Origin of the sequence: Bacillus sp. FSL R5-0523, assembly GCF_037975295.1 — a bacterium.
In the GTDB taxonomy this organism is placed as follows: Bacteria; Bacillota; Bacilli; order Bacillales; family Bacillaceae; genus Bacillus; species Bacillus subtilis.
Genome location: NZ_CP150251.1, coordinates 2133738 through 2145860, shown reverse-complemented (window position 1 = coordinate 2145860; position 12123 = coordinate 2133738). Strand labels below are relative to the sequence as shown.

Below are 12123 nucleotides of genomic sequence, written 5' to 3'. Positions count from 1 at the left end.
GGCGTTTGCACAAACCATTTGGGACTTGGCCCGCATAAAATGCCGTATATCGTGATAAGAAAGGATGAAAACAGCATGTATGGATACTCTGGGTACGGTTACGGATTTGGCTGCGGGACAAATACATTTGTGTTAATTGTTGTCTTGTTCATTTTATTAATTATTGTTGGAGCCGCTTTTATTTGCTAGATGCTGAAATTTCAAAAGAGCCTTCCCTATTAGGAAGGCTCTCAGCTTGTAGAGAAAACGGTGTTTTTTTCTACAAGCTTTTTTTGTTTTGGGCTGTTTCTTTACATATTCATCTGATTTCAGGTGCAGAAAAAGCACTCCCACATGCCTAGCCTTGCTTGGCTAGGTATGTGGCAATCTTCTTCATGTTTTGGCATGCGGCTGTGAGGAGAACTTGTTCGCTCACATTCCGTTTTCCCCTCAACCTGCAATAGCGAAGCCCGTGCAGTTGTTTTGAATCTGCAAAGCTTCGCTCTATTTTTTCTTTTCTTTTTTTGTAGAGGTTTTTTCCTGAAACAGACAAGCGATTTTGTCTGACCTTTTCTTTATGATCTTCCCATACATGCCGAGTAATCACTTTCTGCTGATTCTTTGATTTTGTACAGTTTTTAAGCAGCGGGCATGAGGAACATGTTTCAGGATTTGATTTATATGACCTGTATCCTTTTCGGTCAGTTGTTGAGTATGTGAGTGTTTGCTGGTTCGGGCAAATGTACCTGTCTTTTTCAATGTCGTAATGAAATTTCCATTTTGGAAACAACCCTCGGGTAGGGTGATAACGTCTATGTGCGATGACACCAAAGATTTGTCGGTCAGATAATCCTTTACAGATCGGAGTCGTTAAATATCCGGAATCAAGGGCGACGGCTTCTACTTGAAAACCAAATCGTGCGATTTGGTGATCCAATCGGTCAAGATAGGGCACAGAATCATGGACATTTCCGGGTGTGACATAGGCATCGGTGATAATGTTGAATTTCATATCTGTTGTACGGTGATCTAAATAGAAAAAACCTTCTGGTTTGTTTTCACGATACAGATAGCCACTTTCCGGATCGGTTGTACTGTGGCGGATCTCTTTTTCAGCTTTCACCTCCTCTTTGGCTGTTAATGGCTTTTTTCCGTGTTCCTCCCGATCCTCTTGAATGGCTTCATTTAAATCCTTGATATAGTTTTGGGTATCCTGCGCAATTGTTTTTCTTGTGTATTTATGCCTGTTGGCATTGGCTTTAAGGTGTGTGGAGTCAGTGAATAGGACTCGTCCGCCCACCATGTCGTGGTTGATGGCCTGAAGAACGATCTCATCAAAGATGTCTTGGAAGATGGTTGTATCTTTAAAGCGTGTGCGTCTGTTCCAGCTGATGGTGGAGTGGTGCGGAACTGGATCATTTATGTTCAATCCAAGAAACCATCTGTACGCCATATTGTAGTAAATTTCTTTTTCAAGTTGTCTTTCTGAACGGATACCATAGAGGTATCCGATAAACATCATTTTAAATAAAATAAGCGGATCAAGTGAGGGGCGGCCTTTATTTTCACTGTAGTAAGGTTTAACCTTTTCAATGATGAAAGAGAAGTCTATGTATTGATCAATTTTTCGAAGCAGGTGATCCTCTTCGACGAGTTGGTCAAGCAGAACAAATTCGGCTGTGTTTTGAGAAGAGTTTCTTGTGTGGAACATAAGAAAGACACCGTCCTTTTCAGTCTTTCTTTTATTTTATTACAGGGGAATTGATATTTTAAGGGAAAAATAAAGGCTGTCGAGATTTTCTCGACAGCCTGAGAGCCTTCCCTATTAGGAAGGCTCTTTTTATGTGAAAAAGTTTTTGCGGGGAACGTCATGCCGCCATTTGGACACTCATACAATATGGTAAAAGGGGTTTTGAGGTGGGAGCATGAGCAGTTATTTGATTAAGCCAGAGCTTAGCTCGGCCTATCCGGTTGTCAGTTATGCCAAGGGTTCATATGTTTATGATCAGACCGGAAAAAAATATCTCGACGGCTCGTCAGGTGCGGTGACATGTAATATCGGCCACGGAGTTCGTGATGTGATTGAGAAGCTGAAAGAACAGCTTGATCAGGTGTCTTTTGCTTACCGCTCACAGTTTACGAGTGAGCCCGCCGAGCAATTAGCCGCTCTCTTGGCACAGGAGCTGCCCGGAGACGTGAATTGGTCTTTTTTTGTCAACAGCGGATCAGAAGCGATAGAAACAGCTATGAAAATCGCCATTCAGTATTGGCAGGAAAAAAAGCAACCACAAAAATCCATCTTTTTGTCTCGATGGAGCAGTTACCACGGAATAACTTTGGGAGCGCTTTCATTGTCTGGTTTTTATGAAAGGAGATACCGGTTCACCCATCTCATTGAGCGGTATCCAGCTATCTCAGTTCCACATATTTATCGGCTGAATCACGAGACAGAAGAAGACTTTGTTCAGACTGCAGCTGATGAACTGGACACTATGATCAAAAGAATCGGAAGCCAATTCATCGCCGGCTTTGTGGCTGAGCCTATTATTGGTGCTGCAGGAGCAGCGATTACTCCGCCTCCGGGATATTATGAGAGATTAAGTGAGGTATGCCGCACACACGATGTGCTTTTTATTGCAGATGAAGTGATGACGGGGCTTGGGAGAACAGGAAGGATGCTCGCGACAGAGCATTGGGACACCGTACCTGATATTGCTGTACTGGGGAAGGGACTCGGTGCGGGGTATGCACCTATTGCCGCTGCCGTCGTATCTGATTCTATTATTGAAACGATAAAACAAGGGTCAGGTGTGATTATGAGCGGTCACACATATAGTGCACATCCCTATTCAGCCAAAGCTGCTCTTGAAGTTTTGCGATATGTGTTAAAGCACGGCTTGATCAAACAATCAGAAAAAAAGGGCGCTGTGCTGAAGAAAAAGCTTGATGAGGCGGCATCTCAAAGCGGCATTATAGGTGATGTGCGCGGAAAAGGACTGCTATTAGGCATTGAATTTGTGACAGACCAAAAAACGAAGAAAGTGTTTCCGCCAGAGCAGGCGGTAACCCAGCTTATTGTCAGCGAGGCGAAAAAACGCGGGCTGATTGTTTATCCTTCCAAAGCTGGAATAGATAGCGGAGAAGGAGATGCTGTCATTATTGCTCCTCCTTTTACCATTTCAGACGGTGAAATGGAAGAGCTTATCTCTATTTTTTCAGAAACAGTTGCAGCGGTCGAAAAAAACTTAAAAAAGGATTGACATTAAATGGCGCCATTTCAAAAAGCAATCAGCATTGACACAGCAATTGCAGATGTTCGGGATGGATCGGTTCTGATGTTTGGCGGTTTTGGGGGAGTCGGGTCGCCTCCTTCATTGATTGAAGCGATATTGGACAGCGGTGTAACGGATTTAACTGTGATTTGCAATGACGCCGGTTTCCCGGATATAGGGATCGGCCCGCTTATTGTTAATCAACGGGTCAAAACCCTGATCGCCTCGCATATCGGTTCCAATCCTGTAGCCGGAAAACAGATGACAGAGGGGACGTTAGAGGTTCAATTTTCACCTCAGGGAACGCTTGCGGAACGGATTCGCGCTGGCGGAGCGGGACTTGGCGGTATTTTAACCGATGTGGGCATTGATAATCCAATGGTTTGCGAAAAAAAGGACATCGTAACAGTGGCGGGAAAACGATACTTGATTGAAGAGGCGCTGACGGCTGATTTTGCTTTTATCAATGCTTACATTGCAGATGAATTCGGCAATCTAACGTATGACAAAACCGCGCGCAATATGAATCCGCTTATGGCAATGGCCGCCAGGAGAACCTTTGCCGAAGCTGAGCGTATCGTTCCGAAAGGTGAGATTTCTGAAGAAATGATTGTCACACCGGGGGTTTTTGTTGAGGGGGTTGTACGAAGCGAGGGAGTGAAGTGGAAATGGGCTTGGGAGTAGCAGAAAGAGAACAGATTGCAAAACGCGCTGCTACTGAAATTAAGCAGGGCATGATTGTGAATCTCGGTATCGGTATCCCATCCTTGGTACCGAACTTTTTGAAGCCTGACATGCAGGTCATGTTTCAAGCGGAAAACGGTGTCCTTGGCATTGGGGAAAGTCCCGAAAAGGGAGAAGAGGATGCGCATTTATGCAACGCCGCGGGATATCCTGTCCGCGCTGTAAAAGGGGCGTCTTATTTTGATACGACCATGTCTTTTGCGATGATCAGAAAAGGCAAAATTGACATTACGATTTTAGGCGCCCTGCAGGTGAGCCAATCAGGAGATTTGGCAAATTGGCTTGTTCCGGGAAAAAAGGTGCCTGGTATGGGCGGGGCGATGGAGCTTGCCCAAAAAGCGAAAAAAGTGGTTGTCGTCATGAGTCATACAGATCAAAAGGGAAGGCCTAAATTAACAGAAAGATGTACGCTGCCATTAACTGCTGCAGGCTGTGTAGATTTGATTATTACCGAAAAAGCGGTTCTTGAGGTCGATAGCCATCACTTCATTTTAAAAGAGCTGATGAATGGCTCGACAATCGATGAGGTGACGAGACTGACAGAAGCTGAAATCAAAATAGATATGCCTTTTTCTTAAGAGGGGGAATGAGGATGCAAGACATTGAAAGAAAAGTAATCGAGTGGCTTGATCAGCATTCGGCCAAAGCCATTCGTCTTCTCAAAAGGCTGATTGGGGAAAAAAGCACATTGGGGTCAGAGTTTAACGCCCAAGCTGTTGTGCTTGAAAAGCTGCGGCAATTTCATATGGACATTGATGTATGGGAGCCAAGCATAAAGCAATTAAAACAGCATCCCTACTTTAAATCTAACCGATCCGATTTTCATGAGAGCCCGAATATCGTGGCTAAAAAAACGGGAACCGGCGGAGGCAGGTCCCTGATTTTGAACGGCCATATCGATGTTGTGCCTGAAGGAAGCGTAAAGGATTGGAAGTATGAACCGTATCAAGCTGTCGAAGAAAACGGTAAAATATACGGCCGCGGCTCAACGGATATGAAGGGAGGCAATACAGCCCTTCTTTTTGCTTTAGAAGCCCTGCACGCCTGCGATGTCAAACTGAAGGGAGATGTATTGTTTCAGAGTGTTGTAGATGAAGAGTGCGGCGGCGCCGGTACACTGTCCGCCATCATGAGAGGCTATCGTGCTGACGGGGCGCTGATTCCTGAACCGACGAATATGAAACTATTTATTAAGCAGCAGGGATCGATGTGGTTTCGGATCACTGTGAAGGGATTATCCGCACATGGGGGCACACGCTATGAAGGGGTAAGCGCGATTGAAAAAAGCATGCACGTTATCACAGCGATACAAGAGCTGGAGAAAGTCCGCAATGCGAGAATTTCAGATCCGCTGTATGACAATATCCCAATACCGGTACCGGTGAATATCGGCACCATCTCAGGCGGGGCCTGGCCATCTTCAGTTGCAGACCGTGTCGTCATAGAGGGGAGATGCGGAATTGCTCCCCATGAGAAACCAGAAGCTGTAAAACTTGAATTGGAAAACTGGCTGAAGGATTTAGAATACTATGACGAATGGTTTAAACGCCATCCCGTACAAGTCGAATGGTTTGGCGCTCAATGGCTGCCGAATGATTTACCTGATGATCACCCTTTAATTTCTGTGCTGCAATCAGCCTATCAAAAAATGAAACAGACAGAGCCGATTATTGAGGCTTCCCCGTGGGGAACGGATGGAGGGCTTTTGTACCATGCAGGAGATACACCAGTGATCGTTTTCGGGCCGGGGGAAACAAAAACGGCTCATCAGGCCAATGAATACATTGAGGTTGAAGCCATGATAGAATCTGCTAAAATTATTGCACTTTTTGTCATGGATTGGTGCGGCCTTCATACAGATGGGGAGGATGCGGATGCTCAAGTCAATAAAGAGTAGCGGTGTCACAGCAGTTTTGGACCATGACGGCTTTAATAAACGAATCAGAGTGGTTCGTTATGACGGAGCTATTGAGAAGGCCCTGCCGGATATCGTGGCAGCGGCAAAAGAAGAGAATGCAGAAAAAATCATTGTCTATGCGAAGCAGCATGATGAGCTGATCCTTGCCAAACAATTATTTGCGCCGGAGGGCTATCTAAAGGGCTATTATCTCGGCTATTCGGCTTGTGTCATGGTACGTTACCTTTCAGAAAGCCGGAGACAAACAGATTCTTATACAGAGGAACAGGAGATCATCGAAGCCATATATCGCACAGCGCCCCGTCTTCGCAACGACAGTACACCCGTTTTTACGATGAGAAAAGCAGAAACAAACGACATGTACCAGCTATCGATGCTGTATAAAAAAGTATTCCGCACGTACCCAACCCCGGTATTTGACCCCGCTTATATTGAAAAGACGATGAATGCAAATACGGTGTATTATATCATGCTTGATCATGACCGCCTGATCAGCGCAGCAAGCGCAGAAATCAATCCAGAGCTTGGGCATGCAGAAATAACCGATTGCGCTGTGCTGCCGGAATATCGCGGCCATTCGTTAACAAGCTTTTTAATCAAGGCGTTAGAAAAAGAAATGGCTGGAAGGGATATCTTTCATGTGTTTTCTCTCGCCCGTGCTTCGTCTTTTGGGATGAATGCTGTGTTGTACCATTCAGGTTATCAGTATGGCGGAAGGCTGATCAATAATTGCTTTATAGCCGAAGGCCTTGAAAACATGAATATTTGGTGCAAGCAACTGTAAGTCAAAATATGCGCGAGGAGGAGTTCGTTTGAAAAACAAATGGTATAAACCGAAACGGCATTGGAAGGAGATCGAGTTATGGAAGGACGTTCCGGAAGAGAAATGGAACGATTGGCTTTGGCAGCTGACACACACTGTAAGAACGTTAGATGATTTAAAGAAAGTCATCAATCTGACCGAGGATGAAGAGGAAGGCGTCAGAATTTCTACCAAAACGATCCCCTTAAATATTACACCTTACTATGCTTCTTTAATGGACCCCGACAATCCGAGATGCCCGGTACGCATGCAGTCTGTGCCGCTTTCTGAAGAAATGCACAAAACAAAATACGATCTGGAAGACCCGCTTCATGAGGATGAAGATTCACCGGTACCCGGTCTGACACACCGCTATCCCGACCGTGTGCTGTTTCTTGTCACGAATCAATGTTCCATGTACTGCCGCTACTGCACAAGAAGGCGCTTTTCCGGACAAATCGGAATGGGAGTCCCCAAAAAACAGCTTGATGCTGCAATTGCTTATATCCGGGAAACACCTGAAATCCGAGATTGTTTAATTTCAGGCGGTGATGGGCTGCTCATCAACGACCAAATTTTAGAATATATTTTAAAAGAGCTGCGCAGCATTCCGCATCTGGAAGTCATCAGAATCGGAACAAGAGCGCCCGTCGTCTTTCCGCAGCGCATTACCGATCATCTGTGCGAGATATTGAAAAAATATCATCCGGTCTGGCTGAACACCCATTTTAACACAAGCATCGAAATGACAGAAGAATCCGTTGAGGCATGTGAAAAGCTGGTGAACGCGGGAGTGCCGGTCGGAAATCAGGCTGTCGTATTAGCAGGTATTAATGATTCGGTTCCAATTATGAAAAAGCTCATGCATGACTTGGTAAAAATCAGAGTCCGTCCTTATTATATTTACCAATGTGATCTGTCAGAGGGAATCGGGCATTTCAGAGCTCCTGTTTCCAAAGGTTTGGAGATCATTGAAGGGCTGAGAGGTCATACCTCAGGCTATGCGGTTCCTACCTTTGTCGTTGACGCACCAGGCGGCGGCGGTAAAATCGCCCTGCAGCCAAACTATGTACTGTCACAAAGTCCTGACAAAGTGATCTTAAGAAATTTTGAAGGTGTGATTACGTCATATCCGGAACCAGAGAATTATATCCCCAATCAGGCAGACGCCTATTTTGAGTCTGTTTTCCCTGAAACCGCTGACAAAAAGGAGCCGATCGGGCTGAGTGCCATTTTTGCTGACAAAGAAGTTTCGTTTACACCTGAAAATGTAGACAGAATCAAAAGGAGAGAGGCATACATCGCAAATCCGGAGCATGAAACATTAAAAGATCGGCGTGAGAAAAGAGATCAGCTTAAAGAAAAGAAATTTTTGGCGCAGCAGAAAAAACAGAAAGAGACTGAATGCGGAGGGGATTCTTCATGAAAACATGCGAGTGGTGCGGCGAGCTTGAAGCGGTGCCCGGCAGGAACACGGTGTACTGGGAGCTCCCTGATGGATCGAGGGCTATAGAACTGACAGACACCCCTGCCATGGTATGTTCTTCCTGCGGTATGACCTATCAAGAGGAAAACACGGTTAAGGAGATTGAGGATCAGCTGCTTTTAATTCAAACAAAAAAACTGCCTGAAAGCCTGACATATCAGCAGCTCATGGAGACAGAAAGAATTTTGAAACGCAACTATTTTGACTTCTCCTGAGTCATGTTTCAGTATTCTTTTGTTGTAATTTTACACTTGAACTGTATAATAGAACAACAAAAGACAGACACCAGGAGGGGAAACCCATGAAATCCTTTTATCACTATTTATTGAAATACAGACACCCTAAGCCGAAGGACAGCATCAGTGAATTTGCCAATCAGGCGTATGAGGATCACAGCTTTCCAAAAACATCAACCGATTATCATGAAATCAGTTCATATTTGGAGCTGAATGCTGATTACCTTCACACGATGGCGACGTTTGATGAAGCTTGGGATCAATACGAGTCTGAAGTGCACGGCAGATAATAGCTGTTTCATCCGCAGATCACTGCGGATTTTTTTATATCCCCCATACCATAATTGGATATTTCCTTTGGTTTTCATGCCCATGCGAATTGGCTTCACCCGGCATACGATAGCGTATGAGAAATGTTGCGGCGAGGGGGAGACACCATGAAGCAAAATAAACCGAAATTCCAAGTAGGGGATATCGTAGTCGTCATTATGTATGGAACAGTCGGCACCATCACAAAAGTACACCAAATTGATAAACACTATCTTTATGAAGTCAATCATAACGAAGTTTTATACTTTGAATCATCTATTCAGCTTTATAAAGATTATGAGGGTGTCATTGTCGACATGGAGAAGCTTGATATTGAGTATGAATTCCTTATTGGGGACGTTGTTTATGTAAAAGATTATGGAAAAGAACTCTTTCGCATTATCGGCCATAGAACAGAAATTTGGAGATATTTAGAAGATGGCTGGGAAGATATCATTTATGAGCTGACCCGTTTAAAGGATGGAGAGTGGCTTGAAACGGAGGAAGAGGATCTCACGCTGGTGCTTAGAAAATATGAAATGGACCAGTTTGTGCATCAGCTGTTGTTTGTCCATTATGTCGGAGAAACTGGCCATGAGATCGGCGAAGATATCGCATCGTCTGCTCTTCTTCAGTTTGAAGGCGATGATGAAGATCAAGATACCCTTCACATCCTTGCTGTGTCAATTGTTGATGAGCTTCTGGATATTTATAATGACTACAAAATTCTGTACGAAATGTTTCATGATGAAGAATATAAAGACATGATGATGTTTGTTTTGGAAAGTTTAAAAGAGCATTTCAGTTAGTTTGTGAACATACGGATCAAGACATATAAAAAATATGGCAGACAGCCCCAAATCATCACACGCGTCATTCCTTTGAGCGTTTTTTCCATTATGATATCAAATCTTTCTCCGTCCAGTGCTTCCATCATTTTAGCAATCATAGCGTCAGCCTCCCATGGCTCGTTTTTTATTCAATATATGACTGAAAGAATTGTTTAGAACACCGGGTATAATTCAGCCTGTTTTTTCATAAAACATAAAAAAGGAGGCGGTACGGAGATGAAAGAAATAGATCTTGTGATTGATACGGAAGAAATCGCTGAATTTTTTTACAGAGAGCTTGCAAGACGGGGCTACATACCGAGTGAGGATGAGCTGTTTGAAATCGCTGATATTACCTTTGATTATTTGATAGAAAAATGTATGATAGATGAAGAGCTGGATGAAGATGAGTGAGGCTTAAAACCGGAGCGGTCAGCTCCGGTTTTATTATTCATGTTCTATGACTTCTGTGAAAATTGAGGTGGTTAAAATTGTACAAGCCCGTTAGTTTGTTTCTTTTCTTTTTAATTCTAGCTGCGGCCATTCATACAAATGCTGTTCAATCTGCAGATGAAGCAATAAGCAAGGCAGCTGTTTTGATCCGTCAGCCATGGCTTAATGAAGTCATGACGGGGATCACGCATCTTGGTGCTTCTTCTTTTCTGCTCCCTCTAATTGTCATCATTGGAGCAGGCATGTTTTTCTACAGAAAAACATGGGACGGCCTGTTGATGCTCTTAGTATTCGGCACAGATCGGCTGTTAAACAAAGTCTTAAAAGAATGGATCGAAAGAGTGAGGCCTGATTTTGCACCGCTGGTTCATGAATCATCCTTCAGTTTTCCGAGCGGCCATTCCATGAATGCGGCTTGTGTCTATCCTGTTATTGCTTACTTTTTAGTGAAACACCTCCCGTTTTTGTCCAAGCATAAAAAAATGGTATATATCATAGCCGGTGTAATTGCTGTTTTGGTCGGCATAAGCAGAGTCTATCTGGGGGTTCATTTTGTGACAGATGTGTTAGGCGGCTTTAGCCTCGGCTTGCTTCTGTTTTTCCTAGTAAAAGGTTTTGACGAAAAGATTAAGCAGTTTCGACAAAAATAGAGAGAGGAAAACACAGCAAAAACGCCAATATGTTAAAGAAATAAAAGGGAGGGGATCTTGATGATGTTATCCGTGTTTAAAAAGAAGTCTTGTTCCTATGACGTGACAATATTTCAGACACCCCGGTTTGGCGAAAAAAAGGGCTACAGAGCCGTCTATCGAACTGAACTGAACGGGAGCGATCATCAAGACGTGCTGAAAAGAGCATTCTCTTTGTTTAATGTATTCGACACTGTTCCGAGTGATTATGATGCAAGATTCATGGCCACAGGGGACGTGATCCTGATTGATGAAGGCAGAAAAGGGAAAACATATTATCAACTGCTTCCCGCCGGCTGGAGGAAAATCAATCGTCTGATTGTACAAACGACATAATGAAAAGAAAACTGCGGAAACCCGCAGTTTTCTGCAGTTTTAAGGCTTGCGTTTGGCAGCAGAATATTCTTTCCCGTGTGCTTCTTCAGCTGCAATGATATCTTTTTCAGGTATATGATTGTTCTTTTTTTGGCCGGTGATCCGGTTGCGATGTTTTTTACCCATGTCCCACCCCTCCTTCCTGCGGTTAGGTTTTCAAATTAACACCCCGATTATCCGTTTTTCTGAGGAAGTGCCTAACAGATCCTCGAACATTTCTTTTTTCGACATATTCCTTTATAATCAATGCTGAAGTTTGTTTCATCATGACATTCGTTGTAAAATGGACGGGCTGGATGATAATTTAGATTTACAGGAGGATATGAGATGAGTGTACATATAGGTGCTGAAAAAGGACAAATTGCGGATACAGTGCTTTTGCCGGGAGATCCTCTCAGAGCAAAATTTATTGCAGAAACGTATCTTGAAAATGTAGAATGCTACAATGAAGTCAGAGGCATGTATGGATTTACGGGTACATATAAAGGTAAAAAAATCTCAGTACAAGGCACGGGAATGGGCGTTCCGTCTATTTCAATTTATGTGAATGAATTAATTCAAAGCTACGATGTGCAAAATCTAATAAGAGTCGGTTCCTGCGGCGCTATTCGTAAAGATGTCAAAGTGCGAGACGTCATTTTGGCGATGACCTCCTCAACTGATTCACAAATGAACAGAGTTGCTTTCGGAAGCGTTGATTTTGCGCCTTGCGCAGATTTCGAGCTTTTAAAAAATGCCTATGATGCCGCAAAGGATAAAGGTGTGCCGGTGACTGTAGGAAGCGTATTTACAGCTGACCAGTTCTACAATGACGATTCGCAAATTGAAAAACTTGCAAAATACGGTGTGCTTGGCGTTGAAATGGAAACAACTGCATTGTATACATTAGCAGCGAAGCACGGAAGAAAAGCCCTGTCAATTCTCACCGTGAGTGATCACGTATTAACAGGAGAAGAAACGACAGCGGAAGAGCGTCAAACGACATTTCATGATATGATAGAAGTGGCTTTACATTCCGTATCACAATAAA

General features: G+C 43.8%; 17 protein-coding genes and 1 pseudogene. 15 read left to right on the top strand and 3 right to left on the bottom strand.

Annotated elements, in window-relative coordinates:
• Positions 1 to 75 precede the first annotated feature (75 nt).
• A complete protein-coding gene (gene yoyG, locus NYE53_RS10700) occupies positions 76 to 189 on the top strand; it encodes a YhzE/YjcZ family sporulation protein YoyG (RefSeq protein ID WP_003218179.1) in 114 nt (37 codons plus the stop codon).
• Between the two features lie 148 nt (positions 190 to 337).
• On the opposite strand, the gene NYE53_RS10695 is transcribed toward yoyG, so the two are convergent.
• Positions 338 to 1690 (bottom strand): IS1182 family transposase, encoded by a 1353-nt coding sequence (locus NYE53_RS10695; RefSeq protein ID WP_339244688.1) that lies wholly within the window; start codon positions 1688 to 1690, stop codon positions 338 to 340.
• Positions 1691 to 1792: 102 nt separating this feature from the next.
• Here NYE53_RS10695 and NYE53_RS10690 point away from each other — a divergent pair.
• The 10 genes and pseudogenes from NYE53_RS10690 to NYE53_RS10645 all read left to right on the top strand — a co-directional run.
• Positions 1793 to 1924, top strand: a pseudogene (locus tag NYE53_RS10690) (hypothetical protein); the annotation flags it as partial.
• The gene (locus tag NYE53_RS10685; RefSeq protein WP_339244687.1) at positions 1905 to 3239 is read left to right on the top strand and encodes an aspartate aminotransferase family protein; all 1335 of its coding nucleotides are present in this window, start codon (positions 1905 to 1907) and stop codon (positions 3237 to 3239) included. The pseudogene NYE53_RS10690 and the gene NYE53_RS10685, both read left to right, overlap by 20 nt.
• A gap of 6 nt (positions 3240 to 3245) precedes the next feature.
• Entirely contained in the window at positions 3246 to 3935 is a 690-nt protein-coding gene (locus NYE53_RS10680; protein ID WP_063335188.1) for a CoA transferase subunit A, read from the top strand.
• A complete protein-coding gene (locus NYE53_RS10675; RefSeq protein WP_004399417.1) occupies positions 3920 to 4573 on the top strand; it encodes a 3-oxoacid CoA-transferase subunit B in 654 nt (217 codons plus the stop codon). The genes NYE53_RS10680 and NYE53_RS10675 overlap by 16 nt, the downstream gene beginning before the upstream one ends.
• Before the next feature lie 8 nt (positions 4574 to 4581).
• Positions 4582 to 5892 (top strand): peptidase, encoded by a 1311-nt coding sequence (locus tag NYE53_RS10670; protein WP_327829427.1) that lies wholly within the window; start codon positions 4582 to 4584, stop codon positions 5890 to 5892.
• Positions 5870 to 6697, top strand: a complete 828-nt coding sequence (gene ablB / locus NYE53_RS10665) for a putative beta-lysine N-acetyltransferase (protein ID WP_327829428.1) — start codon at positions 5870 to 5872, stop codon at positions 6695 to 6697. Before NYE53_RS10670 ends, ablB begins: the two co-directional genes overlap by 23 nt.
• A 28-nt stretch (positions 6698 to 6725) precedes the next feature.
• Entirely contained in the window at positions 6726 to 8141 is a 1416-nt protein-coding gene (gene ablA, locus NYE53_RS10660; protein WP_004399420.1) for a lysine 2,3-aminomutase, read from the top strand.
• Positions 8138 to 8416 carry a YokU family protein gene (locus NYE53_RS10655; RefSeq protein ID WP_032722011.1) on the top strand — a complete coding sequence of 93 codons (279 nt, stop codon included), beginning with the start codon at positions 8138 to 8140 and terminating at the stop codon, positions 8414 to 8416. The genes ablA and NYE53_RS10655 overlap by 4 nt, the downstream gene beginning before the upstream one ends.
• A gap of 86 nt (positions 8417 to 8502) precedes the next feature.
• Positions 8503 to 8727: a YozE family protein gene (locus NYE53_RS10650; protein ID WP_003231160.1), complete on the top strand. Its 225-nt coding sequence runs from the start codon at positions 8503 to 8505 to the stop codon at positions 8725 to 8727.
• 147 nt (positions 8728 to 8874) lie between these two features.
• A complete protein-coding gene (locus NYE53_RS10645; RefSeq protein ID WP_014480050.1) occupies positions 8875 to 9555 on the top strand; it encodes a hypothetical protein in 681 nt (226 codons plus the stop codon).
• Here NYE53_RS10645 and NYE53_RS10640 read toward each other — a convergent pair.
• On the bottom strand, positions 9552 to 9695 hold the full coding sequence (locus NYE53_RS10640) for a hypothetical protein (RefSeq protein WP_003231164.1): 144 nt from the start codon (positions 9693 to 9695) through the stop codon (positions 9552 to 9554). The genes NYE53_RS10645 and NYE53_RS10640 overlap by 4 nt on opposite strands.
• Before the next feature lie 118 nt (positions 9696 to 9813).
• Here NYE53_RS10640 and NYE53_RS10635 point away from each other — a divergent pair, with 118 nt between their 5' ends.
• The 3 genes from NYE53_RS10635 to yodL all read left to right on the top strand — a co-directional run bounded on the left by NYE53_RS10635 (position 9814) and on the right by yodL (position 11054).
• Positions 9814 to 9990 (top strand): YozD family protein, encoded by a 177-nt coding sequence (locus tag NYE53_RS10635; protein ID WP_003231166.1) that lies wholly within the window; start codon positions 9814 to 9816, stop codon positions 9988 to 9990.
• A gap of 77 nt (positions 9991 to 10067) precedes the next feature.
• Positions 10068 to 10679, top strand: a complete 612-nt coding sequence (pgpB, locus tag NYE53_RS10630; protein WP_339244683.1) for a phosphatidylglycerophosphatase PgpB — start codon at positions 10068 to 10070, stop codon at positions 10677 to 10679.
• 60 nt (positions 10680 to 10739) lie between these two features.
• A complete protein-coding gene (gene yodL, locus NYE53_RS10625) occupies positions 10740 to 11054 on the top strand; it encodes a shape determination protein YodL (RefSeq protein WP_004399431.1) in 315 nt (104 codons plus the stop codon).
• Positions 11055 to 11093: 39 nt separating this feature from the next.
• Here yodL and NYE53_RS10620 read toward each other — a convergent pair whose 3' ends face one another.
• Positions 11094 to 11219 carry a hypothetical protein gene (locus NYE53_RS10620; protein WP_003231174.1) on the bottom strand — a complete coding sequence of 42 codons (126 nt, stop codon included), beginning with the start codon at positions 11217 to 11219 and terminating at the stop codon, positions 11094 to 11096.
• Positions 11220 to 11420: 201 nt separating this feature from the next.
• Between NYE53_RS10620 and deoD the strand changes: the two genes are divergently transcribed.
• Entirely contained in the window at positions 11421 to 12122 is a 702-nt protein-coding gene (gene deoD / locus NYE53_RS10615) for a purine-nucleoside phosphorylase (protein ID WP_003231176.1), read from the top strand.
• Position 12123 lies beyond the last annotated feature (1 nt).